28 protein-coding genes are annotated in these 24,084 nt (G+C 71.8%); 9 read left to right on the forward strand and 19 right to left on the reverse strand.

The window, feature by feature from the left end:
* Nucleotides 1-20: 20 nt before the first annotated feature.
* From HUT06_RS01805 to HUT06_RS01815, 3 genes are all read right to left on the reverse strand, one after another.
* Nucleotides 21-848: a glycerophosphodiester phosphodiesterase family protein gene (locus HUT06_RS01805; protein ID WP_176194090.1), complete on the reverse strand. Its 828-nt coding sequence runs from the start codon at nt 846-848 to the stop codon at nt 21-23.
* Nucleotides 849-892: 44 nt separating this feature from the next.
* A complete protein-coding gene (locus HUT06_RS01810; RefSeq protein WP_176194091.1) occupies nt 893-2,176 on the reverse strand; it encodes an adenylosuccinate synthase in 1,284 nt (427 codons plus the stop codon).
* A 119-nt stretch (nt 2,177-2,295) separates the two neighbouring features.
* A complete protein-coding gene (locus HUT06_RS01815) occupies nt 2,296-3,405 on the reverse strand; it encodes a helix-turn-helix transcriptional regulator (RefSeq protein ID WP_176194092.1) in 1,110 nt (369 codons plus the stop codon).
* A gap of 120 nt (nt 3,406-3,525) precedes the next feature.
* Between HUT06_RS01815 and HUT06_RS01820 the strand changes: the two genes are divergently transcribed.
* On the forward strand, nt 3,526-4,947 hold the full coding sequence (locus HUT06_RS01820; protein ID WP_176194093.1) for an FAD/NAD(P)-binding protein: 1,422 nt from the start codon (nt 3,526-3,528) through the stop codon (nt 4,945-4,947).
* Here the strand turns inward: HUT06_RS01820 and HUT06_RS01825 are convergent.
* The 4 genes from HUT06_RS01825 to fbaA all read right to left on the reverse strand — a co-directional run bounded on the left by HUT06_RS01825 (nt 4,934) and on the right by fbaA (nt 7,616).
* Nucleotides 4,934-5,356, reverse strand: a complete 423-nt coding sequence (locus HUT06_RS01825) for a DUF3151 domain-containing protein (protein ID WP_217711145.1) — start codon at nt 5,354-5,356, stop codon at nt 4,934-4,936. The two genes, HUT06_RS01820 and HUT06_RS01825, sit on opposite strands and share 14 nt — an antisense overlap.
* Before the next feature lie 35 nt (nt 5,357-5,391).
* Nucleotides 5,392-5,892: a GNAT family N-acetyltransferase gene (locus HUT06_RS01830; protein WP_176194095.1), complete on the reverse strand. Its 501-nt coding sequence runs from the start codon at nt 5,890-5,892 to the stop codon at nt 5,392-5,394.
* Between the two features lie 48 nt (nt 5,893-5,940).
* A complete protein-coding gene (locus HUT06_RS01835) occupies nt 5,941-6,390 on the reverse strand; it encodes a helix-turn-helix domain-containing protein (RefSeq protein WP_176194096.1) in 450 nt (149 codons plus the stop codon).
* A 206-nt stretch (nt 6,391-6,596) separates the two neighbouring features.
* The gene (fbaA, locus tag HUT06_RS01840) at nt 6,597-7,616 is read right to left on the reverse strand and encodes a class II fructose-bisphosphate aldolase (RefSeq protein ID WP_176194097.1); all 1,020 of its coding nucleotides are present in this window, start codon (nt 7,614-7,616) and stop codon (nt 6,597-6,599) included.
* 171 nt (nt 7,617-7,787) lie between these two features.
* Here fbaA and HUT06_RS01845 point away from each other — a divergent pair, with 171 nt between their 5' ends.
* Nucleotides 7,788-8,513 (forward strand): DedA family protein, encoded by a 726-nt coding sequence (locus HUT06_RS01845; protein WP_176194098.1) that lies wholly within the window; start codon nt 7,788-7,790, stop codon nt 8,511-8,513.
* Between the two features lie 72 nt (nt 8,514-8,585).
* Entirely contained in the window at nt 8,586-8,984 is a 399-nt protein-coding gene (locus tag HUT06_RS01850; protein WP_254715717.1) for a RodZ domain-containing protein, read from the forward strand.
* A 7-nt stretch (nt 8,985-8,991) separates the two neighbouring features.
* Here the strand turns inward: HUT06_RS01850 and pyrE are convergent, their stop codons facing one another.
* A complete protein-coding gene (gene pyrE, locus HUT06_RS01855) occupies nt 8,992-9,528 on the reverse strand; it encodes an orotate phosphoribosyltransferase (protein ID WP_176194100.1) in 537 nt (178 codons plus the stop codon).
* Nucleotides 9,529-9,587: 59 nt separating this feature from the next.
* Here pyrE and HUT06_RS01860 point away from each other — a divergent pair, with 59 nt between their 5' ends.
* A complete protein-coding gene (locus HUT06_RS01860; RefSeq protein WP_176194101.1) occupies nt 9,588-10,112 on the forward strand; it encodes a hypothetical protein in 525 nt (174 codons plus the stop codon).
* A gap of 45 nt (nt 10,113-10,157) precedes the next feature.
* Here HUT06_RS01860 and HUT06_RS01865 read toward each other — a convergent pair whose 3' ends face one another.
* The 8 genes from HUT06_RS01865 to HUT06_RS01900 form a co-directional block, all read right to left on the reverse strand.
* Nucleotides 10,158-10,805, reverse strand: a complete 648-nt coding sequence (locus HUT06_RS01865) for a tol-pal system YbgF family protein (RefSeq protein ID WP_254714923.1) — start codon at nt 10,803-10,805, stop codon at nt 10,158-10,160.
* A 79-nt stretch (nt 10,806-10,884) separates the two neighbouring features.
* On the reverse strand, nt 10,885-12,249 hold the full coding sequence (locus HUT06_RS01870; protein WP_176194102.1) for an NYN domain-containing protein: 1,365 nt from the start codon (nt 12,247-12,249) through the stop codon (nt 10,885-10,887).
* 382 nt (nt 12,250-12,631) lie between these two features.
* Nucleotides 12,632-14,218 (reverse strand): alkaline phosphatase D family protein, encoded by a 1,587-nt coding sequence (locus tag HUT06_RS01875; RefSeq protein WP_254714924.1) that lies wholly within the window; start codon nt 14,216-14,218, stop codon nt 12,632-12,634.
* Between the two features lie 174 nt (nt 14,219-14,392).
* Nucleotides 14,393-15,640 (reverse strand): formamidase, encoded by a 1,248-nt coding sequence (gene fmdA, locus HUT06_RS01880; RefSeq protein WP_176194104.1) that lies wholly within the window; start codon nt 15,638-15,640, stop codon nt 14,393-14,395.
* Between the two features lie 51 nt (nt 15,641-15,691).
* The gene (locus HUT06_RS01885) at nt 15,692-16,321 is read right to left on the reverse strand and encodes an AmiS/UreI family transporter (protein WP_176194105.1); all 630 of its coding nucleotides are present in this window, start codon (nt 16,319-16,321) and stop codon (nt 15,692-15,694) included.
* Between the two features lie 2 nt (nt 16,322-16,323).
* A complete protein-coding gene (locus HUT06_RS01890) occupies nt 16,324-16,605 on the reverse strand; it encodes an FmdB family zinc ribbon protein (protein WP_176194106.1) in 282 nt (93 codons plus the stop codon).
* 99 nt (nt 16,606-16,704) lie between these two features.
* Nucleotides 16,705-17,712 (reverse strand): alpha/beta fold hydrolase, encoded by a 1,008-nt coding sequence (locus tag HUT06_RS01895; protein WP_176194107.1) that lies wholly within the window; start codon nt 17,710-17,712, stop codon nt 16,705-16,707.
* 49 nt (nt 17,713-17,761) lie between these two features.
* The gene (locus HUT06_RS01900) at nt 17,762-18,808 is read right to left on the reverse strand and encodes a substrate-binding domain-containing protein (RefSeq protein ID WP_217711146.1); all 1,047 of its coding nucleotides are present in this window, start codon (nt 18,806-18,808) and stop codon (nt 17,762-17,764) included.
* A 65-nt stretch (nt 18,809-18,873) separates the two neighbouring features.
* Between HUT06_RS01900 and HUT06_RS01905 the strand changes: the two genes are divergently transcribed.
* Entirely contained in the window at nt 18,874-19,311 is a 438-nt protein-coding gene (locus tag HUT06_RS01905; protein WP_176194109.1) for a MarR family winged helix-turn-helix transcriptional regulator, read from the forward strand.
* Here HUT06_RS01905 and HUT06_RS01910 read toward each other — a convergent pair.
* Entirely contained in the window at nt 19,267-20,289 is a 1,023-nt protein-coding gene (locus HUT06_RS01910) for an NAD-dependent epimerase/dehydratase family protein (protein ID WP_176194110.1), read from the reverse strand. The two genes, HUT06_RS01905 and HUT06_RS01910, sit on opposite strands and share 45 nt — an antisense overlap.
* Before the next feature lie 295 nt (nt 20,290-20,584).
* Between HUT06_RS01910 and HUT06_RS01915 the strand changes: the two genes are divergently transcribed.
* The 4 genes from HUT06_RS01915 to HUT06_RS01930 are packed head-to-tail and all read left to right on the forward strand — an operon-like array spanning nt 20,585 to nt 22,521.
* Entirely contained in the window at nt 20,585-20,962 is a 378-nt protein-coding gene (locus HUT06_RS01915; RefSeq protein ID WP_254714925.1) for a hypothetical protein, read from the forward strand.
* Nucleotide 20,963: 1 nt separating this feature from the next.
* Nucleotides 20,964-21,671: a hypothetical protein gene (locus HUT06_RS01920; protein ID WP_176194111.1), complete on the forward strand. Its 708-nt coding sequence runs from the start codon at nt 20,964-20,966 to the stop codon at nt 21,669-21,671.
* Between the two features lie 11 nt (nt 21,672-21,682).
* The gene (locus tag HUT06_RS01925; protein ID WP_254714926.1) at nt 21,683-22,132 is read left to right on the forward strand and encodes a roadblock/LC7 domain-containing protein; all 450 of its coding nucleotides are present in this window, start codon (nt 21,683-21,685) and stop codon (nt 22,130-22,132) included.
* A 17-nt stretch (nt 22,133-22,149) separates the two neighbouring features.
* Entirely contained in the window at nt 22,150-22,521 is a 372-nt protein-coding gene (locus tag HUT06_RS01930; protein ID WP_176194112.1) for a hypothetical protein, read from the forward strand.
* Between the two features lie 49 nt (nt 22,522-22,570).
* Here the strand turns inward: HUT06_RS01930 and HUT06_RS01935 are convergent, their stop codons facing one another.
* Nucleotides 22,571-23,176 carry a DUF305 domain-containing protein gene (locus HUT06_RS01935; protein WP_176194113.1) on the reverse strand — a complete coding sequence of 202 codons (606 nt, stop codon included), beginning with the start codon at nt 23,174-23,176 and terminating at the stop codon, nt 22,571-22,573.
* The gene (locus tag HUT06_RS01940) at nt 23,161-23,952 is read right to left on the reverse strand and encodes a lytic polysaccharide monooxygenase (RefSeq protein WP_176194114.1); all 792 of its coding nucleotides are present in this window, start codon (nt 23,950-23,952) and stop codon (nt 23,161-23,163) included. Before HUT06_RS01940 ends, HUT06_RS01935 begins: the two co-directional genes overlap by 16 nt.
* Nucleotides 23,953-24,084 lie beyond the last annotated feature (132 nt).

The raw sequence follows: 24,084 nt of genomic DNA on the forward strand, positions 1-24,084 counted from the left end.
GCCCTCGACCGTTCGCCCGCCTAGACCGCCGCTAGGACGTCCTGGAGGCGGTCTGGGTAGTCGGTGACGATGGCGTCCACGCCGTACTCGATGAAGCGGACCATGTCGTCCTGGCCGTTCACCGTCCACACGATGACCGGCAAGGCCAGCGCGTGGGCCTGCTCCACCAGCTCTGGCGTGGTGATGACGTGCTCCGGCGAGACGGCGGTCGCACCGGCCGCGAGGGCCGCGGCCACCGGATCGGCCGGGGAGAGCCCCGCCAGCCAGGACGTGCCGGGGACGAGCGTCTTGCGCTCCATCAGCGCCACACGTCCCAGCTCCGGGTAGTGGCTGCGGGCCTCGGCCAGGACGCGCCAGTCGAAGGCCAGCAGCCGCGTACGACCGGCCAGGCCATGAGACCTCAGGACGTCCACCACGGCGGCGGTGAAGAGTTCGACCTCTTCGTCCGTCCATGTCGGATCGGTCTTGAGTTCGACTGAGAGAGCGACCTCCGCCTCAGGGGCGAGCAGCGCGCACGCCTCGGCCAGCGTGGGGATGCCCGTGCCGGGCATCCCCTGACGTGCGCCCGCGTCCACCGTGCGCAGCTGCGCCAGCGTCAGCTCCCGGATCGGCCTGCCCACATAAGGGAAGCCGGGGTCGTCGGGCTGGGCGGGGCCGCCGTCCACGAGGTTGCGCGCCGAGAGCACCTGGTCGTGGTTCAGCACGACCGCGCCGTCCGCGGACAGGCCCACGTCCAGCTCGATCGCGTCCACGCCCAGGTCGAGGGCGTGGACGAAACCGGGGAGGGTGTTCTCCGGGCGGAGGCCGCGCGCGCCCCGGTGCCCGTGCACCTCGACGGTAGAGATCACCGCACGCACGTTAGCGTCCGTGACTGAACGCCGGGTGAAGAACGTCAGACAAGGGGGCGGAGGGAGAGGGTCTGGTCGCGGCCGGGGCCGACGCCGATGGCCGAGATCTGCGCGCCGGACATCTCCTCCAGCGCCCGGACGTACGCCTGGGCGTTCGCCGGCAGGTCCTCGAACTTCTTCGCGCCGGTGATGTCCTCCTGCCAGCCGTCCAGGTACTCCAGGATCGGCTTGGCGTGGTGGAACTCCGTCTGGGTGGTGGGCAGCTCGTCGACCCGCTCGCCGTCCACGTCGTAGGCGACGCACACCGGGACCCGCTCCAGCCCGGACAGGACGTCCAGCTTCGTCAGGAAGTAGTCGGTGATGCCGTTGACGCGGGTCGCGTACCGGGCGATGACGGCGTCGAACCAGCCGCAGCGGCGGTCGCGGCCCGTGGTGACGCCGTACTCGCCGCCGGTCGTGCGCAGGTACTCGCCCTGCTCGTCCAGCAGCTCGGTGGGGAACGGCCCGGAGCCGACACGGGTCGTGTAGGCCTTCAGGATGCCGATCACGCGGGTGATCTTCGTGGGGCCGACGCCGGAGCCCGCGCACGCGCCGCCCGCCGTCGGGCTGGACGACGTCACGAACGGGTAGGTGCCGTGGTCGATGTCCAGCAGCGTGCCCTGCGCGCCCTCCAGCAGGACGACCTTGCCGTCGTCCAGGGCCTTGTTCAGCACGAGCGTGGTGTCGGCGACGAACGGCTTCAGCCGCTCCCCGTACGCCAGGTACTCCTGGACGATCGGGCCCGTCTCGATGCGGCGCCGGTTGTAGACCTTCGTCAGCACCTGGTTCTTCTCGCGCAGCGCCAGGTCGAGCTTCTGCGTGAGGATGTTCGGGTCGAACAGGTCCTGGACGCGGATGCCCATCCGGTTGATCTTGTCGGCGTAGGTGGGGCCGATGCCGCGCCCGGTGGTGCCGATCCGGGCCTTGCCGAGGTACCGCTCGGTGACCTTGTCGAGGGCCCGGTGGTGCGGCATGATCAGGTGCGCGTTCGCCGAGATCAGCAGGCGCTCGCAGGAGATGCCGCGCTCGCGCAGGCCGTCGATCTCCTGGAGCAGCACGGCCGGGTCGATCACCACCCCGTTGCCGATCACGGGGACGACGTCGGGCGACAGGACCCCGGAAGGCAGCAGGTGCAGCGCGTAGCTCTTGTCGCCGATGACCACCGTGTGGCCGGCGTTGTTGCCGCCCTGGTAGCGGACGACGTAGTCGACGTCCCCGCCGAGCAGGTCTGTTGCCTTGCCCTTGCCCTCATCTCCCCACTGGGCACCGACAAGAACGATGGCGGGCATGCCACTCTTCCTTCCCACGACGAAGGCCCCGGTCGCCGCAAGGGCGAAGGGGCCTCTTGCGATCAAAGCGTACCCGCACCTCGGCCGCAAGGAAACCGGAGCCTGATCCGCTCCGCTGGTCAGGGCCCCGAACGGGGCGCGGTGCGGCGCGGCCAGTAGTTCTCCGCGAACAGTTTCGCGACCAGTTCGCCGCGGCTCGACACGCCCGTCTTGGCGAACACCGCCTTGACGTGATCGCGAACGGTATGTGGGGAGATGACCAGCTCGGCGGCGATGTCGCCGGTCGCCAGCCCGCGCGCGACCAGCTGGGTGATCTCCAGCTCGCGGGCCGACAATCCGTACGCCTCCGCGATGACCGGCGCCATGTCGGAGCCGGTGGCGGGCTGGACGACCACGGCGGTCGGGCCGGGCGCGCCGCCGGGGGAGCCGTCCATGCAGGAGGCGTGGACGACGAGCCACTGGCCGTCGCGCGTGCGGATCCGGATGCGGGCGGCGCCGCGGTCGTGCCCGGCGGCGACGGCACGGGCCTGCGCGGCCGTCCCGGCGAGCCAGACCGGCAGCGGCGGGCCCAGCGGGGACGGGACGGTCGGGCCGTCCGGGAGGCGGCCGAGATGGTGGCGCGCCTCGGCGTTGATCGAGATGGGCGTCCCGGCCGCGTCGAACAGGATGAGCCCCGGGTCCTGCGCGGCGGCGGGCTCCGCCGTCCGCACCGGCCGGGCCAGCTCCCGCAGCCGGTCGGCCAGCGGCGCCGAGAGCCCGGCGACCAGGGAGATCTCCGCCGGGCCGAACGGCTCCTCGCCCTTCTCACGGAACAGGCTGACGACGCCCCAGGGCCGCCCGCCGGTCCGCAGGACGGCGCGCAGCTCGTCCCCGACGCCCTGGCGGTCGAGGAGCTTGCGGAACTGGGCGCTGCGCGCGGGCAGCCCGCCGGTGCCCGCCGCCAGCCCGGCGGCCGGGACGGCGGCGCGGGCCAGCTCGCGGAACGGGAGCACGGTCTCCTCCAGGAGCGCGCACTCCCAGTAGGCGAAGCAGTCCTCGCCGCGCCCCAGGTTCTCCACCCGCATCGGCGCGGTGACGAGCCCGGTCTCGGGGTCGGTGGCCGACCAGGCCGCCGCCTGGAAGCCGACCAGCCGCCCGAGCCGCGCGGAGGCGGCGGCGAAGAGGCCCGCCGCGTCCCCCGCACGCGCGGCCGCGTCGAGGAGGGCCCGCCGTTCCCGCTGGTCGATCATGGTTCCAGTCTGCCCGCCGCCCCGCGCCGCCGTACCCCCTCAGATGGGGGATCCGGGCGCGGCCGGATCCCCCGTCCCGCGGGATGGGCCGGCCGCGGCCGGGCGGCGAGGCTCGGCGGCATGGACATCGCGATCATCGGAGCGGGCGCGGCGGCCGTCGCGCTGCTGGACGCCCTCGACCCCTCGGACGTGCGGACCGTCACCGTGTTCGACCCCTCGGACACGCCGTGGCGGGGCCGCCCCTACCGGCCCGACCTGGACTCCGTCCTCGTCAACGCCCCGCCGCCGATCATGTCGATCCGGTTCGGCGACCGGGAGCACTACGCGCGCTGGCTGGACGGTCAGCCCGCGACCTACACCGACGAGCGCCTGGGCAGCCCCATCCCGCCCCGCGCCGTCTACGGGCGCTACCTGGCGGACACCGCCGAGGCCGCGCTGGCCCGATTCACCAACACAGAAGTCGTTCCTTCACCGGTGACCAGCGTGTCCCTCGACGGCCGCCCGGCCGTCCGGACGGCGGACGGCCGGACCCGCACCGCCGACCAGGTCGTCCTGTGCGTCGGCGGCGGCACGCCCCGCGACCTGTACGGGCTGGCGGGAGCACCCGGCTTCACCGCCGACCCCTACCCGCTGGAACGGACCCTCGCGGGCATCCCGTCCGGACGGGACGTGGCCGTCATCGGCGGCGGCCTGACCGCCGTCGACATCGTGGTGTCGCTGGCCGCGCGCGGGCACACCGGCCGGATCAGCCTGGTGTCGCGGAGCGGCACGCTCCCGTTCGTCTGGCAGCGCCCGGTCAAGACGGACATCCGGCACCTGACACCCGAACGCCTGCGGACCCTGAATGCCCCTGTCCCCCTCAACGATTTCGCCGACCTGATCCGCACGGAGCTGGCGGAACACGGCGAAAGCTGGGACGACCTGACCACCTGGATAGCCGCAGCGACACGTCGGCACCCGGCCGCGAACCTGCGCGAGCAACTGGCCATGGTGGACGCCCCGCAACTGGCCCGCCGCATCGTCCAGGAAACCGCGCACACTCTCGGCCCCCTGGCATGGCGGTTGCTCTCGCCGACCGACCGGGAACGTCTCCGCGCCCGCCACTACCGCACGGTCACGAGCCTGGCGTCGCCGATGGTGCCCCGCAATGCCGCCGTGCTCCTGGACTTGTTCGAGGCGGGGACGCTGGAGGCGCTGTCCGGGATCGAGAAGATCGAGGCCGGCCGCCGGTTCCGGATCACGCACGCGGCGGGCGTCCGCACCGCCGACGCCGTGATCAACGCGGTCAACCCGCCGCCGCACGCGATCCCCAGGGCGGCGGAGGCGCTCGCCTCGTCCCTGCTGGCCCAGGGCGCCGCGCAGGACCCGGACGGCGGCCTGGCGATCGACGCCGGCACGGGCCGGCTGCTCATCGGGGACCGGCCCGATCAGCGCCTGCACGTGGTCGGTGACCTGGTCGGCGGAGGCCCGTTCGTCGTGTCGGGGGTTCCGGGCGTGGCCGCCCAGGCGCACCGGGCGGCCCGCTCGATCAGGAGCCGTTGAGGGTATCGGCGGCCGTGGGGCTGCTGTCGCGCAGGAACGCCTTGCAGCGCTCGGCCTCGTCCTCCTCGCCGATGGCGGCGGCGGCGCGGCCGAGCGCGTGCAGGGCGCGCAGGAAGCCGCGGTTGGCCTCGTGCTCCCACGGGACGGGCCCCTGGCCCTTCCAGCCGGCCCGGCGCAGCTGGTCGAGGCCGCGGTGGTAGCCGGTGCGGGCGAAGGCGTAGGAGTCGATGACGGAGCCGTTGGCGAAGGCACGGTCGGCCAGCTCGGCCCACGCGCCCGGGTAGTCCGGGTGGCGCGCGGCGACTTCGAACGGGTCGACGCCGTTCTCCAAGGCCGTCCGGGCTTCGGTGTTGTCCGGGAGTTCGGTCGGAGGAGGGCCGCCGAGCAGGTTCTGGGTCATGCGGGCCATGGTAAGCAGCCCCGCGACGCCTTCGACAACCCGGGTCACGGGCCGAGGACCGGCAGGGTGAAGTGGGCCGCGCCGCCGTCCAGGACGGAGCGGGCGGCCGGCCATCCGCGGTGGACGAACCGGAGCCCCTGCCGGTTCGTCAGGATCACGTCCGCGTCGAACTCGGTGATGCCGCGCCGCGCGGCGAGCTGGGCGAGGTAGCCGACCAGGGTGCTGCCGAGCCCGCAGTGCTGCCAGGGATCGGTGACGAGGACGGCGATGTCCGCCCGCCAGGGCCGCGCGGAGTCGCGGACGTACTCGGCGATGCCCGCGATGTCCTCGCCGTCCAGGCCGACCATGGCCTCGCGGTCCCAGTGGTCGAGCCGGTCGAGCATGCCCACGTAGTAGTCGGGGATGCGGGGCGTGCCGGAGAAGAAGCGCGTGTAGAGGCTGGCGGCCGAGAGCCGGTCCGACATCCGCCGCACGCGCGGCCCGTCGGTGATCCCGTACGGCCGGATGCGCACGTCCCCGATGCCGCGCACTTCGAGTTTCTTCATGCAACTCATTGCATCGCAGAAAGTTGCGTGAAGCAACCCAAAAGTCGATCAAGCTGTCGGACCGGGCCGGGGATCCACATCGGACGGGCCGAGGTGCGCGCCGCAGGAGTCGCACGTGAAGTCCGGCGCCAGCGCGCCCGCGCAGCCGCGATGGCCGATGATCAGCGGCGGCCCGTCCGGCGCGTAGTGGCGGTCGCCCCACATCATCAGGGTCATGACCGCCGGCCACAGTTCCACGCCCTTGCGGGTGAGTCGGTACTCGAACCGCTCCGGCCGCTGCTGGTACGGGACGCGGCGCATGATGCCCTCGTCGCACAGCCGGTTCAGCCGGTCGGTGAGCACGTTGCGCGCCACACCGAGCACGTCCTGGAAGTCGTCGAAGCGCCGCACGCCCTGAAAGGCGCTGCGAATCACCAGCATCGTCCACCGATCGCCGACCACTTCCAGCGACCGAGCGATAGAACAGTTCTGCGACTCATACGTACGGGGTAGCGCCACACCAGCACCCTACCCAGTTTCATGAAAAAACTAGCCACAACCAACCCCAAGCGGCACCCACGGGTCGGGCGGCCGGAGGGCGCCCTAGCGCCCGGAGGCCGCCCGACCCGCCGGTCGAGAGGCTGTTTCGCCGAGACGCGCCAGCGGATCGGGGAAACGGCCTCTCGACCGTTGACGGGGGTTCCAGGGGGTCGCCCCCCTGGGAGTTACAGCTTCTTGCCGGCGGACTGGAGGTTCTCGGCGGCCTCGACGATGCGGGCGGCCATGGCGGTCTCGGCGGCCTTGCCCCACGAGCGCGGGTCGTACTGCTTCTTGTTGCCGACCTCGCCGTCGACCTTCAGCACGCCGTCGTAGTTGCGGAACATGTGCTCCGCGACCGGACGGGTGAACGCGTACTGCGTGTCGGTGTCGATGTTCATCTTGATGACGCCGTAGGAGACGGCCTCGCGGATCTCCTCCAGCGACGAGCCGGAGCCGCCGTGGAAGACCAGGTCGAACGGCTTGTCCTTGCCGTACTTGGCGCCGACCGCGTCCTGGATCTCCTTGAGCACCTCGGGACGCAGCTTGACCGAGCCCGGCTTGTAGACGCCGTGCACGTTGCCGAACGTCGCCGCGAGGATGTAGCGGCCCTTGTCGCCCACGCCGACGGCCTCGGCGGTCGCGAGCGCGTCGCCCGGCGTCGTGTAGAGCTTCTCGTTGATCTCGTTGGCGACGCCGTCCTCCTCGCCGCCGACGACGCCGATCTCCATCTCCATGATGATCCGGGCCTTGGCGCACTGCTCCAGCAGCTCGGCGGCGATCTGCAGGTTCTCGTGCAGCTCGACGGCGGACCCGTCCCACATGTGCGACTGGAACAGCGGCTCCTCGCCGCGCGCCACCCGCTCCTGGGAGATCTTGATCAGCGGACGCATGAAGCCGTCCAGCTTGTCCTTCGGGCAGTGGTCGGTGTGCAGGGCGATGTTCACCGGGTACTTGGCGGCCACGACCCGGGCGTACTCGGCCAGCGCGGTCGCGCCGGTGACCATGTCCTTCACCGTGGAGCCGGACAGGTACTCGGCTCCGCCGGTGGACACCTGCACGATCCCGTCGCTCTCGGCCTCGGCGAAGCCGCGCAGCGCGGCGTTCAGCGTCTGGCTGGACGTCACGTTGATCGCGGGGAAGGCGAAGCCGTCCTGCTTCGCACGGTCGAGCATCTCCGCGTAGACCTCGGGCGTTGCGATGGGCATTGTCAGCGTCCTTTCATACGCAGCGGTGCCGCCGGGCGTCCCGCCGGGCGGTAGCACCCGGTCGTCCGCGTACCCAGGTGAGCGCCCAGGTCACGCGGTTTCCGGGTCGGGCATGCCGTCCACCCCCAGTATCCCGCCTCTACGGAGCGGGTTGAAAGGTACGCTCGCCGTGTGGATCTCACGACCCTTCCCCTGAACATCACAGAGTGGCTGCACCCCACCGCATGGTTGCAGCTCTTCGGCACCTTCGCGACGATCGGCGTGCTCGCCATCATCTTCGCGGAGACCGGACTGCTCTTCGGCTGCATCCTTCCGGGCGACTCGCTGCTCTTCACGGCGGGGATCCTCACGGCGGTCTCGACCGTCAACGGGCAGGAGTTCCAGCCGCTGTCGCTGCCCTGGCTGCTGATCGGCGGCCCGATCGCGGCGATCGCCGGCGCCCAGCTCGGCCACTGGCTCGGCGCCAGATACGGCCGCAAGCTGTTCGAGCGTCCCGACTCCCGCATCTTCAAGCAGGAGTGGGTCGAGAAGGCCGAGCACTACTTCAACCGGTTCGGTCCCGCGAAGGCGGTGGTGCTGGCGCGGTTCATCCCGATCGTCCGCACGTTCCTGAACCCGCTCGCCGGCATGCTTGGCATGGACGCCAAGCGGTTCTTCATCTGGAACGCCATCGGCGGCGTGCTCTGGACGGACGCCCTGTTCCTGCTCGGCCACTTCCTCGGTTCCGAGGTCCCCGACATCGAGAAGTACATCCTTCCCGGCGTCGCGGTGATCCTCGTCCTGTCGGTGATTCCGATCATCCGGGAGGTGCTGAAGGGGCGTAAAGCGGACCACGGTCCAAATAAGAATGGTCCCGAAGAGTCACGTCCGTCGCTCAGCGGTGACAGTTATCGCTAACCTCCCCATGTGGGACGTCATCGGTCGGACCCTAGGGGTCTCGCGCGCATACTGATCGCGGCATTGGCCGTGGTGGCCGCCTTGGCCCTTCTCGTGGTCGGCGGCATGGCCCTGGTCAACGCGATCACGGGCGAACCCGATCAGACCGGGCCGTCGACGGCCGCCTCGCCAACGAGCGGCGGCAAGACGACTCCGAGCGCCAACGAGAAGGCGACGCCGGCGTCCGACGTACCCCTCGTGATCAGCGTGACCGGGCAGCCCACCAACGTCGTGGTCCGCGTCGCCGACACCGGCGGCAAGGTGCTGACCAACACCACGCTCAACACGGGGGACACCCTCAAGTACGAGCAGGCGCCCCTTCAGGTCGTCGCCGGCAACGGCGGCTCCCTGAAGGTCGTCATCTACGGCGAGGTGCAGCCGCGCAAGACCGCCGGCCAGCGCGGCCAGTGGTTCGTCAAGGCCAAGAGCTGACCGGACGTCACCCCAAGCCCAGGTCCGCGACGTCGTAGGGGTGCCGGTAGACGAGCCCCTCCTCGGCGATGCGCCCGGCGGCGCCCCGCTCCAGGATCGTCGCGACCGCCACGACCTCCGCCCCCGCCTCCCGCAGCGCCTCCACCGCGGTCAGCACGGACCCGCCCGTGGTGGAGGTGTCCTCGACCGCGAGCACACGCCGCCCGGCGACGTCCGGCCCCTCGATGCGGCGCTGCAGCCCGTGCGCCTTGCCCGCCTTGCGGACGACGAACGCGTCCAGCGCCCGCCCCCGCGCCGCCGCCGCGTGCAGCATCGCGGTGGCCACCGGGTCCGCGCCGAGCGTCAGCCCGCCGACGGCGTCGTACTCCAGGTCGGCGGTCTCGTCCAGCATGACCCGCCCCACCAGCGGCGCCGCGGCCCCGTCCAGCGTCACCCGGCGCAGGTCCACGTACCAGGACGCCCGCTTGCCCGACGACAGCACGAAGTCTCCGTGCACCACGGCCTTGTCCTTGATCTGCCGCAGCAGTTCGTCACGATCGCTCACGGTCAGAGCCTATTGACCCCGCCCCGGCACCCCGCAGCCGCCCGTGTAGGTTCGGCGGCGTGACTCCCGGAACCGTCGTCCTGCTGCACGCCCCGCACGCCACCGCGGCCTCCTGGGGCGACCTGCCGGAGATGCTCCGCTCCTACGGCCTGGACGTGGTGGCGCCGGACGTCCCGGACGAGACCGGCCCCCGCTACATCGCCCGCGTCTCCCTGATCATCACCGCGACGGCCCCGGCCCCGCCGCTCGCCCTCGTCGCCCACGGCGCCGCCGGCCCCCTCCTGCCGGGCATCGCCCTCGCCCAGCGCGCCGCGCACCGCCCGGTCGCCGGATTCGTCTTCGTGGACGCCGACCTCCCCCGCCGCGGCGAGCACGACCACGCCGACCCCGGAAACGACCTCCCCCTGGCCCCAGATTGGCCGGAGGCGCCCTGCGGCTACCTCCGCACCCATGCGGACCGCACCGCCCCCGCCAACCACGCCCAGGCCCTCAGAGAGGCGCACCTGAGAGGCTGGCGAACAACCGACCACGAGCCCCCGACAACAGTCGCCCAATCCCTAAGCGAACTAATAACCGAGCTCTAGCCGCGCGGGGGACGTGCCGACGCCGCCTCTCCGGCGGTTCAGACCTCACGCGTTCTTGAGGAGGTCGTCCAGGAGTGCGTCGTAGTCGTCTTCGCTGCGGCCGAGGTCTACGCGGGCGCGGTAGCGGAGGCGGAGGAGGGCTTCGAGGCTGTCTTCGGCGATGGCCGCGTCGTCGGGGCCGGGGGTGAGGGTGTCGGCGTCGGGGGCGGGGGCCTCGTCGGGGCCGCCGCCCATGCCGGTGCCGACGGCGCGGTCGCGGATGGCGAGGACGACGTCGGCGCCGCTGGTGGCCCATTCGTGGGCGCCGGTGGCGTCGCCCTGGGCGTACAGGACCTCGGCGACGGCGCGGTAGACCTCGGGGTCGCGGGGGCTGTCGGCGCGGATCTGGTCGAGGAGGGTGCGGGCCTCGTCGGCGTGGCCCAGTTCGAAGAGCGCGTCGGCGAGGTAGGCGCGCGGGTCGCCGTAGGTCTCGCCGCCGTCGTCCATGGCCCTGCGGTACAGCTCGGCGGCCTTCGCGTGGTCGCCGGCGTGCTGCCACTGCTCGCCGGCGCGCAGCAGGACGTTGGCGCGTGACACCCCACCGGAGACCGACTCGGCCAGCTCGGACAGCCGGCGGGCCGCCGAGATGTGATCGCCGGTGCGCAGGGTGTCGAACTCCAGATCGTCGAGATCGTCTTCCGTCACATGCGTCACGCTTCAACGCTACCCGGCGGCGCCCGGCCGAAGCGGGCGAATCGACGATGATCGCCGAATCCCCCGCGTACCTGTCAGCTCACCTGCGGGAACGTTCGAGCGCGTCCCAGAATCCGCGGCGCAGCGCGTGCCGGACCTCGTCGTGCAGCAGGAAGTCGATCGGCAGCGAGGAGCCCTGCAGCAGCCGCGCCTCCAGGTCGGACGGCATGCGCGGCTTGCGGGCGAGGACGGCCTCCAGCCACAGGGCGGGCGCGTCGCGGGCGACGGACTCGCCGAAGTCCTGGCCCTCCTGGTGGGCGGACTTCACGGCGTCCGCGAGGGTCGGGGTGCTCTGCGCCGGGACGGGGAGCTGCTGCGGCCCGGTGTAGGGGCCGTGCTGGCCGCTCGGCTGCGACGGCAGCGTCTGGGGCGGGGGCGGCGGGGACGGCGCGGGGATGGGCGACGAGCCGTACTGCGGCCCGGTGCTCGGCGGCGGTGCGGGCATCGGCGGCGCGGAGGGGGCCGGTGCCGAGGGCGCCTGGGCGGAGGACGGCCCGGTGAGGGAGGACGGCCCCGTCAAGGGGGACGGCCCGGTCGTGGAGGCGGGCTGGAGTGGGACGTTCTGGGCGCCGGAGCCGTAGGACGATCCGGCGAGGCCGCCACCGGTGCCGCCGGGCAGTGGCATCGGCCCGGTACCGGTGCCGGCGCTGCCGCTCAGCCCGCCGGTCATGGCCGGGCCGAGGTCGCGGACGGACGGCAGCGACGGCGCGGACGATGTCGGGATCGGCGGCCCGGTGACCGGGGACGCGGGCGGCGGCCCGCTGTGCGCGGCCGGGGCCAGCGGGCCGAGCGGGCCGCCGTGGCCGTTGCCGCCGTGCCCGTTGGACAGGGGGCTCGTCCCGAGGGAGGAGCCGGACGTCCCGTCCATGCCGGCGAGCAGGTTGACGTAGGGGCGCAGGTGGCCGGAGCCGATCTCGATCAGGTCGTCGCACTCCTGCCGCAGCACCCGGGAGATCGTCCAGTTGCCGTCGACGGCGACGTGCACGACGGTGACGCGGACGCCGAGGTCCTGGGCGTCGGTGACGATCTGCGCGAGGTCCTCGTCGCCGCTGACCAGCACGGCGTCGGCGAGCGCGCCGTTGCGGGCCAGGGTCATCAGGTCGCGGTGGATCTCGGTGTCGACGCCCTCGCGGCGGCCGGGCCGGACGCGGCCGAGCCGCAGCTTGAGGCCGGGCAGGTCGGCGAGCGCGTCGTGCTCGGGCGAGCGGCGGCCCTCGATCGTCGCCTCGTACCAGTAGCAGCGCAGCAGCGGCATGCCCGTGCGCTCCCTGGCCAGGTTGCCGAGGAGTTGCAGGAGGCCGCCGAAGTCCCACGAGACCGTTTCGCGATGGCGCGTGCCGTGCACAGCCATGGCACCGTCCGCCAGCAGATAGCCGGCGTCAACGAACAGCGCGCAACGATCCATGCGGCACCGTCCTTCCTCAACACGGGAGCTCACAGCGTGCCCACTCGGCGTAGCGACCCCGGGCGCTTATAGCGTAGTGAAGCCCTGCAGCCCAGTAGGCCAATACGGCGATTCGCCACTCTTTCATGACGACCCGCCCGTTGGCGACTCCCCGGTAACTATGAAATGGGAGCCGCGGCGGGACGCTACCAGCCGTTTCGCGCCGGCCCCGCGCTTCCGCCGGATCTTTACGGGAAGAAGCAGCTCACAGGTTCGGAACCGGTATCCGCACCCTACTCGAAACCTTTCCGGGTCTCGCACGTTGTGCTCGCTTGACCACTGACCGTCATACATTTCGGACGCGATTTCCTTTTGCCCGGGCCGCGGGGCGCTCCGCGCGGACTCAGGTGATGCGGGCGCGGCCCATCTCGCTGAGCCGGCCGTCGCCGTGCGGACTCTCCCAGCGCACGTTGCAGTCGCGGCCGGACAGCTCGACCGTCGCGATGGCGTTGTGGAACCAGGGGCCCTCGGTCATCCGCCACCGGATGGGCGGGACGGGCACCTTCGCGAGCTTCGCCAGCATCCGGAACGGGGCGCCCGACGCCCGCGAGTAGGCGATGCGGTTCGCCCACTTGAACTTGCCCTGCAGCGGGTTCCGCAGCGGCGAGCAGACGATCTGCGACACCTTCGACTGCGTGCCCGGCTCGGTGACCCGCGCCAGGTAGGAGTAGTGGATGTCGCCGGACAGGAAGGAGATGCTCGCCGGCGCAAGGCCGCGCTCACCGCGTCCGACGGCGACGACGTCGGCGGCCACGTCGCGGAACGACCGCTCGAACGCGGCCCAGTGCTCCAGGTCGGCGGCCTGCCGGATCTTCTCCCCGACCGCCGCGCCGCGCCTGCCCCAGGCGCCGCCGGCGACGGCCTCGTTCCACGACTCGGCGTGGTGGATCGCCATGGGGAGCAGGTAGGGCAGGGAGCTGGCGATGAGCAGGTGGTCCATGCCGCCCTGGCACTGGCCGTCCAGCCAGTCGAACTCCTCGTCGTCGAGCATCCCGCGCCGGTCGGCGGTGAGCAGCCGCGAGCACCGGCTGTCGACGACGATCAGGCGGGTGCCGCCCCAGTCGTGGGCATAGCTCCAGCGCGTACTGGCAGGTTCCTTGTCGGCCTTCTCCGCGAACGCGTCCAGGACGGCCCCGGCGTCGCCCGTCGTGTCGGACGCCTCGCGCAGCTTCGCGAACAGCGGGTCGGACGCCCGGTCCCGCGGCGACATGTTCCCGAGGTGCTGGTAGATCCAGTACGAGCCGATCCCGCCGGTGATGCGGTCCTTCCACCAGGGCTGCGACCACATCTCCCGCCGCCAGGCGTAGGAGGTGTTCCAGTCGTCCCGGATGTCGTGGTCGTCGAAGATCGTGAGGGTCGGGACGGTCGACAGCAGCCACCGGACGGCGGGGTCGCCGTGCCAGGCGAGCTGGTAGAGGTGCGTGTAGTCCTCGAAGTCGGCGGCCTCGTCGGCGGGCTGCTCGTCGGGGCCGCGCCGGCCGCCGATGAACGCGCGCATCTCCTCGCTCAGCTCGTCGGCGTACACCTGGTCGCCGACCATCAGCAGGATGTCGGGCCAGGTGACCGCGTCGCCGCCGGTCCGGAGCCGCTCGGCGAACGCGGCGAGCGCGTCGTGCCCGAACTCCGCCACGGTGCCGGGCGAGCGGCGGCAGGATCCGAACGAGATCCGCAGCCCGCCGCTCTCGTCCAGCGTCCTGATCTGGGACGGCGGGAAGCCGTCGTCCTCGGGCCAGACGGTGTCGCCGTCGGTGCGCACCTCGTAGGGGATCCGCGAGCCCGCCGCGAGCCCGTCGATCTCGACGAGCGCGTAGTGGTGGCCGTGTGCGGTGAACGTCCGGGCGGACGCGTCGACGCCGTGCTCCTCGTTGACGACCCGGACCTCGCAGGGCCGTTCGGTCTCCACCCAGATGGTCGCGGTGTGGTGACTCACATGCCGGAGATGTGGCCCGAGTACCAAAGCGCTCATAGGACGTCTCTCTAGCGGACGTGACCCCGCCGCGTCCACTCGATGCGCGATGGTCACGCGGTCGTGCGCGCCGTGCTCCATGGCCGCGGCCCGGCCCCTGCCCGAGGGCATGGACCGGGCCGCGGTTCCAGGACCGGGTCAGGACGAGACGGCGCACTGGCCGCGGTCGGCGCGGCGCGGGCCGTCGGCCGTCGGGCGGACGTCGAAGTCGAAGATGGCCGTGGGCAGGTAGAGCGAGCAGCAGGCGTTCGGGATGTCGACGACGCCGCTGACGCGTCCCTCGATCGGCGCGGCGCCGAGCAGGAGATAGGCCTGCTCGCCGCTGTAGCCGAACGTCTTGAGGTACTCGATGGCGTTGAGGCAGGCGTTCCGGTAGGCGAGGGTGGCGTCGTTGTAGTGGTTGGTGTCGGTGCCGTGGTCGACGGAGATGCCGACGAAGCTGATGAACTCCGAGTAGCGCGGCTCCACGTTGCCCGGCATGAAGATCGGGTTGGTGGTGACGCCGTACTTCTCCATGCCGCCCTTGATGAGGTCGACGTGGAAGTCGATGAAGCCGCCCATCTCAATGGCGCCGCAGAAGGTGATCTCGCCGTCGCCCTGGCTGAAGTGCAGGTCGCCGCCGGACAGCATGCCGCCCGGCACGTGGACGGGGTAGAAGACGCGCGAGCCCCGGGTGAAGTTCTTGATGTCGTGGTTGCCGCCGTTCTCGCGCGGCGGGACGGTCCGGGCCCCTTCGGCGCCGACCTTCGCGAGGGCGTCGCCGGTGAGCGTCCCGGCGAGCGTGCCGTCGGTGAGGGGCGGCAGTGCGAGCGGCGGTACGCGCAGGGGGTCGGTGTCGATGAGGGCCTGTTCCCGCGCATTCCAGCGGGCCAGCAGTTCCGGTGATGGGGCCGTGCCGAACAGGCCGGGGTGGGTGATGCCGGTGAAGCGCACCCCTGGGATGTGGCGCGAGGTGGCCTGCTGTCCATGGAAGTCCCAGATGGCCTTGTAGGCGTCGGGGTAGTAGTCGGTGAGGAAGCCGCCACCGTTCTGCTTGGCGAAGATGCCGGTGTAGCCCCAGCCCTGTCCGGCGATGCCTCCCGTCTCCTGCGGGATGGGGCCGAGGTCGAGGATGTCGACCACGAGGAGGTCGCCGGGTTCGGCGCCCTCGACGGCGATGGGCCCGCTCAGCATGTGGCAGGGCGACAGGTCGACGTCGCGGACGTCGTTCGCGGAGTCGTTGTTGCCGATCTGGCCGTCCGTCCACTCGCGGCATTCGACGCGGAACTCCGCGCCGGGGCGGACGGTCGCCGCGGCGGGGATGCCGGGGTGCCACCGGTTGTGGCCGGGCACGTTCTGGTCGCGCATGGACCGGGCCTGGTCGACGCTGAAGACGACTTCGGGCATGGGGTACCTCCTGAAGCGGATCGGGCGAGAAGGTGCGAGAAGGAGACGGAGTCAGGGGCCGGCGACGGGCTGCGGCGGCGCCCCGGCCGGCACGCGTCCGGGACGGGTCAGGACCCACAGCCCCGCGAGGACGGCCACGGCGCAGCCGGCCAGGACGGCGGCGAACACGGCGGACGTCGAGTAGGCGTCCGTCAGCAGCAGGAACGCGGGCAGCGTCGTGGTGCCCGCGGCGTTGGCGAGCGTGACCCAGCCCGTGTAGCGGGTCAGTTCGTCCCGCTTGAGGCCGAGGACGAGGAAGAACAGGAACCACAGGAACGACCAGCAGAGCCAGATGACCCCGAACGGGTGGTCCCGGACGTCGAAGAAGTTGATCGCGGCGAAGCCGAGCGCCGCCAGCGCGACGAACAGCGAGAACCAGCCGGCGCCGGTGGTGTCCAGCCCGGCGAGCAGGCCGATGCCGACATAGAGGTAGGTGAACCCGAACAGGTAGATCCCGGCCGCCGCGGTGATCGCCGCGAGGTCGTCCCCGGCGGCGACGAGCAGCAGCGTCGGCAGCACCACCTGCAGCGCGCCGACGAAGAGGTTGAGGAGCGCCGCCGACCGGGCCTCGACGCGTCCGAGCATCATCAGCGCGTTGACGAACAGGGCCGCGCCGACGTAGAGCAGGCCCACGCTTCCCATGGTCAGGGCCGGGGGAGGAGCGCGTGCCGGGGGTCGGCGGGCGGGACGGGACGCGGACGCCCCGGCGGCGGCGCCGAGACGACCTGGGGCTCGTGCCTGCTGGCCTCCTGGGCGTCCAGTGCCCGGGTCAGCGGCGCGCCGGGCCGGGTGAGCGCCGGGGCGGTGTAGACGCGGCGCGCGGTGCCGCCGCACTCCGCGCACGGGTTCTCGGGGCGCGCGCCGCCCATCGGCAGCGCGAGGTCGACGGGTCCGCACCGGGCGCAGCGGTACTGATAGATCACCATGACGGGGCCTCCAGCCGCACGGATTACTTCCCACAGAAACTATTCGGATGTGAAGTAATAGTCAATGGACGCGCGGCCGGATCCCGTCACGCGGCCTCGTCAGGCGGCCAGGAGCTCCTTCAGGGCGGCGTCGATGAAGGCGGTGTCCTCCGGGTTGCTTCCGTGGCCGGCGAAGTGCCCCCAGACGCCGGGGATGACGCGGAGCTCCGCACCCGGGATGTGCTGGACGGCCCACTCCTCGTCCTCGGGCGGGAAGTACAGGTCCTTCTCGGCGGGCATGACGAGGGCCCGCGCCTTGATGGACGCGAGTGCCGCCTTGGTGTCGCCGTTGAAGCCGGGTGTGCGGCCGACATCGGCGTTCTGCCACGTCCAGAGCATGGTGAGCAGGTTGTTGGCGTCACGGTCGTCCAGGAAGAAGCCCTCCCAGAAACCGACGAGGAAGTCTTCGAGAGAGGTGTGGCCGAGACGCTCGTACAGGCGGTCCCAGTAGAACGCCTGGGAGAACCCCCAGCCCGCGTACACGCGCGCGGCGGCGCGCAGCCCCCGCGTAGGGGGAGAGGTGTACCAGCCCTCCGCGAACGCGCCATCGGCCGTCAGTGCGGCCTTCACTCCCTCCAGGAAGACCTGGTTGTGGTAGCTGGTGCGGGACGATCCGCAGAACGGGGCGATCCGCTCGACCATCTCGGGATGGCTGACGCCCCACTGGTAGGTCTGGCCCGCGCCCATGGACCAGCCCGTCACCAGCGGCAGCCGCTCGATGCCGAAGTGCTCGGTGACGAGCCGGTGCTGGGCCTCGACGTTGTCGTACATGGTGACGTGCGGGAAGCGGGCGCGGTCGTAGGGCGGCGGGGTGTTGCTGGGCGAACTGGACAGCCCGTTGCCCAGCATGTTCGGCACGATGATGAAGTAGCGGGCCGGGTCCAGCGCCATGCCCTCGCCGATGAGCCACTCGTTGTCCTGGTGCCGTCCGGAGTACCAGGTGGGGTAGACGATGGCGTTGCTCTTGTCGGCCGCCAGGTCGCCGTAGGTCTCGTAGGTGAGCTGCGCTCCGCGCAGGGTCGCGCCGCCCTGCAGGGTGAAGTCGCCGAGATCGTAGGTCGCCGCCATGAGAAACCCCCTTAGTTCCTGTAGAAATTATTTTGATATGAACTAATGGTCAAGGGGTGAGCTGGCACAGCACGTCGAACTCCAGCCCGTCGGCGGCGGCGAGGAACACCCGCTGCCGCAGGTGCCGGTCCCGCACCTCGACGGGCCCGCGCGGCCCGTCGTAGCCGATGCCCTCGGCGAGCGCGCTCATTCTTCGCACGTCCGGTTCGCCGCTGCGCCGGAACAGCTCGCCGAGCAGCCGCACCCCCTCGTAGCAGGACTCCCCCATGCTGTTCAGCGGCGGCGCCTGCGCGCCGAAGCGACGGTGGTAGCGGGCACCGAAGTCCAGGCCGTCCCCGGTCGGGAGCGTCTCGAAGAACCCCGCCGCCGCGTACAGCCCGCGCGTGCCCTCCACGCCCGACGCGAGCAGCATGTTCTCGTCCATCAGCGGGCTGAACCGCAGGTGCGGCAGCCCGGCCGCGCCGAACGCCCGGTTGAACGCCACCGCGTCGTCGCCGACCAGCAGCATGAGGACGCCCTCGCAGCCGCTCGCGTCGATCCGGCGCAGCGGGCCGCTGAAGTCCTGCGTGCCGAGCCGGACGAAGATCTCGTCGCACAGCACCGCGCCCTGCTCGGCCAGGTACGACCGGACGGCGTGCGCCGAGACGCGCGGCCAGACGTAGTCGTCGCCGATGACCGTCCAGCGCCGGACGCCGAACTCCGCGGCGAGCCGCCGCAGCGCCGGCCGCAGCTGCCCGTCGGGCGTCTCGCCGGTGAGGAACACCCCCGGCGAGCGCTCGCCCCCTTCGTACAGCGCGGTGTAGACGTACGGGACGCGCCCGGCCAGGCGCGGCGCCAGGCACTGCCGGACGGCCGAGATGTGCCAGCCGGTGACCGCGTGCGCGGCGCCCGAGCCGACCAGCGACCCGACCCGGTCGGCGACCACCGGCGGCGGGGCGCCGCCGTCCACGAGGACGAGCCGCAGCCGGCGGCCGAGCACGCCGCCCTCGGCATTGATTTCTTCCTGTGCCAATCGAGCGCACAGCTCGGCGGAGGGCCCGAAGAGTCCCGCGGGCCCCTGCAGCGGCACCACCAGGGCGACGTTCAGGTCGTCCATACGGGGACGGTAGCCCATGGGCGTCCAAAAATACTTTCTACGACGCGGTAATCTTTGTTGTTGCGATGACTACGACAGGTGTTCCGCAGCACGAGCTGGACCTCCCGCGGGTGCTGGCGCGCGTCGAGCGCGACATCACCGCCCGGCTCGGCGCCGCCCTCAAGACCGCCGGCTCGACCGTGGAGGAGTGGCGCGTCACCTCCCTGCTGTCCGACGGCGCCGGGCATCCGATGACCGAGATCGCCGAGCACGCCCTCCTGCCCGCCCCGACGCTCACCAAGGTGGTCGACCGCCTGGTGTCCGCGGGCCTGGTCTACCGCCGCCCGGACGAGGACGACCGCCGCAGGATCCTCGTGTTCCTCTCCGAGCGCGGCCAGGAGGAGGTCACCCGCCTGACCGCCGCCGTCGAGACCGAGTGGACCAACGTCCAGGACGCCGTAGGCCGCGAGGAACTGGCCCTACTTCGCGCCCTCCTCACCCGGATCTCCACCCATCTCCCCTGAGCGCAGCGTCTCGGCCTCCTTGCCGGGGGCCAGACCCACGACTGGACGGTCTGGGCGCTGCGGTGCCCGTCCGCCGATGGACTGGAGCCACTGCCAGGTGTCGGCGACCGTCTCCTGGACGGGCCTGCAACGCAGCCCTGCGGCGAGGGCCTTGTCGGCGTTGGCCTGATGCATGGTGTCGTGGGCCTCGCCGGGCGGCAGCCAGACGGGGAGGTCCGTCCACGGCTGGATGCCCGCTTTGAGGATGGTCTCCGGGGGCGTCCAGACGAGGTTCGCGTTCGAGCCGGTTACGTGGATGCAGGCTTGGAGAAGCTCCTCCATCGTCGTGTGGGCCGGTGGACTGACCAGGTTGTAGGCGCCGCCTAGGCCCTGCTCTGCGGCGTCCAAGGTCCAGGTGGCCAGGTCGCGTACGTCGATGTACTGCAAGCCCAAGTCGCGCGGGCCGGGGGCCAGGACGTCGCCGCCTTGCGCGATGCGGTTCAGCCACCACGGCAGGCGCCCGATGTTCTCGTAAGGGCCCAGGATGAGGCCGGCCCGCATCAGCAGGGCCCTGTCTCCGAAGGTGTCGATTGCCGCCAGTTCGCTCCCTCGCTTGGCGGCAGCGTAGTCGACGTCGCCGGCGTCTGGAGAGCCGTCCACCACGGCTGTCTCCTCGGTGAGGCCGGGCGGCGTCGGGAACTGGTAGACGGAAACGCTGGATATGTAGACGTAGCGCCCGACCCGGCCCGCCAGAAGGTGCGCGGCATCGCGGACGGTGGACGGCGCGCCCGACCAGGTGTCGACCACCGCGTCCCACTCGCCGTCTGCGAGGGCCTTGAGGCCGTCGTCGGTGGTGCGGTCGCCGTGCAGTGACCGCACCCCGGCGGGCGGGTCGTGGCGTCCGCGATGGAAGACGGTCACGTCCCAGCCGCGTGCGAGGGCGTCCTCGGTGATGGCCCGCCCCACGAACTCCGTCCCGCCCAGCATCAGAAGCCTCATGAGGAGAACTCTGCCTCCGCGCCTTTCCCTGCAGAACCCCTGCACGCTCACAGCGGAACCGCCCCGCCGGTCGGCGGCGGGTCGCGTTGGGCGGTTGTGGGTGGGACGGAATTGGCGGGATCGGGCGGGCCGATTCTGCGGATGGAACGGTGAAACAGGGCTGACCGGTTTGGATACGGGGCAGTATTCATGCTCCGGTCGGGAGATGTAGGCGGGATTTAACCGCTTGGTGTTGCGGGGTGCAAAGTTGTGGCTATGGTCGAGTTCCTGCAACTCTCATTCGGTGGGGGAATGAGTGCGGATCGACGACTGCCTTGCCCGGATGATGACGATCCCGGGGGCCCGGCGGGTGACGCTGGTGGACTGCGCCAGCGGGCTCGCCGTCGCGGCGGCCGGTCGCGAGGACATCGTTGACCAGCATGAGGACGCGGCCGGCGCGACCGATGTGGTGCGGGCGGTGCTGGCGTCGCCGGCGCTCAGCGCGACCGCGGCGGGCGATGACATCGAGGAGATCATCGTGTGCGGCGCCGCGGGATATCACCTGTTGGCCCTCTCCGGAGCCGACCTCGACGGGCACCTCTTCGTCCATTTACTGCTCGACCGGGAGAACGGCAATATCGCGCTCGCGCGGCTGCGCATGCGGAGCCTCGTCCAGGAAATGGCGGACGGGTGACATGGGCGGCGACATTTGCGGCGCGCTCGGCGCACTGGAGCGGGAAAGGTGCACCGGTGTGCTGCGCGTGGGCGACGATGGCGCGTTCCATCTCGCCGGCGGGGCCGTCGTCCACGCCGAGAGCAGGCATGTGCCGGGCGCCGGCGACCTGCCGGGCGGGCCCGGCCCCGAGCTGCCGGCGCTGCTCGCGCTGTTCGACGCCGCCTACTTCCTGCTCGGTTCGGCGGCCGAGCCGGTGTTCGCGGAGGAACCGCTGGTCGCGGGGAAGCAGGCGGGCGGCGCCCTGCGGATCGGCGTGGCGACGCTCGTGCACGAGCAGCGGCGGCGCCGCGCCCGGCTCGACGCGGCCTGGCCGGGCGGGGGCGTCGACGCGGCGCCCGTCGTGCCGGTCCGGCGGGTGCGGCGGCAGCGCGTCATCCTGACCGGCGTCCAGGCGGAGATCCTGCTCAACGCCGACGGGCGGCGCACGCCCGCGCGGCTGGCCCGCGACCTCGGGCGGACGGCGTTCGGCTGCCTGCTCGCCGTCCGCGGCCTGGCCGCGGCGTCCCTCGTGGAGACGGCGTCCCTCGTGGAGACGGCGCCGCCCGCAGAGACGGCGCCGCTCGTGGAGAGGGAGCCCCGGGAGTGGGGTGAGGGGGCGGTCGAGTGGGCCGCGCCCGATCACGAGCTGCTCGGCCGGCTGCGGGCGGCGCTGGTGGAGCTCGGCTGACCGGACGACCGGTGAAACGACTGATCGAAGGGCTGGCGAAGGTGGCGAAACGAGCGGGGCCGGGGACGGCGGCGCGGGTCCCCGAGGCCGGGGTGGCGACGGAGCTGCGGGCACTGCGGGCGCGCGTCCCGCAGCTCACCGGCAGCCTCGTCGCGTCGGCGGACGGGCTGCTCATCGCGCACGACCTGGCCGCGGCCGTCGAACCGACCGGGATGGCGGCGGTGACGGCCACGGGCCTGTCGCTGGCGCACCGGATCGCGCTGACCGCGCACGGCGGCGCGTTCCACGAGGTCGTGATCCGCGGGGTGGACGGCTACGTGGTGATCTACGCGGCGGGCCCGACCGCGTCCCTCACCGTCCTCGCGGAACCGACCGTCAACGTGGGGCGGCTGCATCTGGAGTCGCGCCCGGTCGCGCGCGCCGTCGCCGCCCACCTGTCGACCCCGCGCCGAAGGCAATGACAACGAAAGGGGAGCACGTGTCCAACCTCGACCTCTCGCTGAAGGACATGATGACGATCGACGGGGCGATCGGCGCCGCCGTCGTCGACTACAACAGCGGCATGGCCCTCGGGCATCTGGGCAGTTCCAAGACCCTCGACCTGGAGGTGGCCGCCGCCGGGAACACCGAGGTGGTCCGGGCCAAGTTCCGCACCATGGAGCAGCTCGGCCTCAAGGAGGAGATCGAGGACATCCTCATCAGCATCTCCAGCCAGTACCACGTCATCCGCCCGGTGACCGGACGCAAGGGCAAGGGCCTCTTCCTCTACATGGCCCTCGACAGGTCCCGCGCGAACCTGGCCATGGCCAGGCACCGGCTCCGCGACATCGAGGAGAACCTGGAGGTATGACGGCGGACGGCCCGTCCACCGGCGCACACCCGGTGGACGGGCCTTGCCGTCAGGTGTTGAGCAGGCGCAGCATCTGGCGGATCTCGGCGGTGCGCGACTCCACGACCCGCTTCGCGAACGCCGTCGCGTCGGGGCTCGCGCCCTTGCTCTGCTCCGCCCGCGCCATCTCCACCGCGCTGCCCTGGTGCCCGACGAACAGGTTGAGGAAGGCGGGCTCGAAGCCGGTGCCCTTCGTCTTGCGCAGGGTGCCGATCTCCTTGGCGCCGGTGGCGGGCGCGGCGCCGTGGTGCAGATGCGTGCGCGTCGCCGCCTCGGACGTGGCTGGCTTCGACCACTTGCCGAGCCACGCCTTCATGAGCTTCAGCTCCTCCGACTGCGTCGCGTCGACGGCCGCGGCGAGCGTCCGCACCTCCTTGCGCGGGGCGCGGTCGGCGGCCAGGCGCACCATCTGCAGGCCCTGTTCGTGGTGGGCGACCATCATCTGCAGGAAGACGACGTCCTGGTCGTTGTAGCCGGAGGCCGGAGCACTGGAGGCCGCGCTCGCCGGCTTCGTCTTCGCCGGTTCGGCGCTGCACGCCGTCAGCAGGACGGGCACGGTGAGGGCGGCGGCGGCCAGCAGGAGCGTGCGGCGACCGGCCGTCACAGCGGCAGCCACAGGGCCAGCGTGAACTGCGACGGCTCCCAGCCCTGGAGCGCCGTGTGGCCCTGGCGGCAGCGGAACTGGGCGCCGTTGAAGGACACGACGTCGCCCGTCTTGTACGCCTCGCCCGCCTGCCACGTCCCGCCGGTCGCGGGCTCGCCGGTCGGCGCGGGCGGACGGCTGCTCGGCGGCGGTGCCGGTGCGGTCGGAACCTGCGTCGTCGGGCTCGGCGCCGGTTCCGGCTCCGTGGTGGGCTCCGGCTGCGAGCCGCCGCCCCCGCCGCCGCCCACGTTCAGGTCGATGCAGCTGTAGAACGCGTTCGGGGTGTCGCCGATGTTCCACACCGCCAGGATGGTGCGCCTGCCCGGGAACTCGCTGAGGTCGACCTTGTGCGTGACGACCGCGTCCGGCTGCTGATTCCCGCCGTCGAACGTCGCGACCTTGGTGTTCCCGATGAAGTACTCCCAGTTGGACGTGCGGTGCCGCGCGGTGAACACCCACCGGAAGTCGACGGACGTCCCGACGGACGCGGCGGGCCAGTTCCGGCTCTCGTCCGCGAGGACGGCGAACTGGCTCAGGCCGCCGTCGCAGCTCTTCAGCCCCTTCGGGCCCTCGACGCTCTGCGGTTCGAACTGGATGGGGCCGCAGTCGGGGACGGCGCCCGTCGCGCACAGCGCCTGCCGGCTCGGGGGAGCGGAGACGTAGCCGTGCGCCGACGCGGGGGCGGCGACGAGCACCGGTGCCGCGACGGCCGCCGCGGCGGCGAGGGGGTAGGCGACGGACCTGTGCATGAGGAGATCTCCCAACGGTCGTCCCGCGGCCACCGGATTTCGGCGTGCCGCAATGCCGTGGGACGCTAGCCGGGGAATCCCTAAAGAAACTTTAATAATTCTCGAAGGGACCGTGAAGGCGCCTCCCGCCCC

It is taken from the genome of Actinomadura sp. NAK00032 (genome assembly GCF_013364275.1).
GTDB lineage: Bacteria > Actinomycetota > Actinomycetes > Streptosporangiales > Streptosporangiaceae > Spirillospora.

Coding starts and splice junctions, on each gene's coding strand:
- HUT06_RS01940 (WP_176194114.1), bottom strand. CDS start 23,952: ATGCACAGGTCCGTCGCCTACCCCCTCGCCGCCGCGGCGGCCGTCGCG.
- HUT06_RS01820 (WP_176194093.1), top strand. CDS start 3,526: ATGGACATCGCGATCATCGGAGCGGGCGCGGCGGCCGTCGCGCTGCTG.
- HUT06_RS01910 (WP_176194110.1), bottom strand. CDS start 20,289: ATGAGGCTTCTGATGCTGGGCGGGACGGAGTTCGTGGGGCGGGCCATC.
- HUT06_RS01830 (WP_176194095.1), bottom strand. CDS start 5,892: ATGAAGAAACTCGAAGTGCGCGGCATCGGGGACGTGCGCATCCGGCCG.
- HUT06_RS01905 (WP_176194109.1), top strand. CDS start 18,874: ATGACTACGACAGGTGTTCCGCAGCACGAGCTGGACCTCCCGCGGGTG.
- HUT06_RS01890 (WP_176194106.1), bottom strand. CDS start 16,605: ATGGTGATCTATCAGTACCGCTGCGCCCGGTGCGGACCCGTCGACCTC.
- HUT06_RS01825 (WP_217711145.1), bottom strand. CDS start 5,356: ATGGCCCGCATGACCCAGAACCTGCTCGGCGGCCCTCCTCCGACCGAA.
- HUT06_RS01920 (WP_176194111.1), top strand. CDS start 20,964: ATGGGCGGCGACATTTGCGGCGCGCTCGGCGCACTGGAGCGGGAAAGG.
- HUT06_RS01895 (WP_176194107.1), bottom strand. CDS start 17,712: ATGGCGGCGACCTACGATCTCGGCGACTTCACCCTGCAGGGCGGCGCG.
- HUT06_RS01815 (WP_176194092.1), bottom strand. CDS start 3,405: ATGATCGACCAGCGGGAACGGCGGGCCCTCCTCGACGCGGCCGCGCGT.
- fbaA (WP_176194097.1), bottom strand. CDS start 7,616: ATGCCCATCGCAACGCCCGAGGTCTACGCGGAGATGCTCGACCGTGCG.
- fmdA (WP_176194104.1), bottom strand. CDS start 15,640: ATGCCCGAAGTCGTCTTCAGCGTCGACCAGGCCCGGTCCATGCGCGAC.
- HUT06_RS01870 (WP_176194102.1), bottom strand. CDS start 12,249: ATGGATCGTTGCGCGCTGTTCGTTGACGCCGGCTATCTGCTGGCGGAC.
- HUT06_RS01885 (WP_176194105.1), bottom strand. CDS start 16,321: ATGGGAAGCGTGGGCCTGCTCTACGTCGGCGCGGCCCTGTTCGTCAAC.
- HUT06_RS01810 (WP_176194091.1), bottom strand. CDS start 2,176: ATGCCCGCCATCGTTCTTGTCGGTGCCCAGTGGGGAGATGAGGGCAAG.
- HUT06_RS01900 (WP_217711146.1), bottom strand. CDS start 18,808: ATGGACGACCTGAACGTCGCCCTGGTGGTGCCGCTGCAGGGGCCCGCG.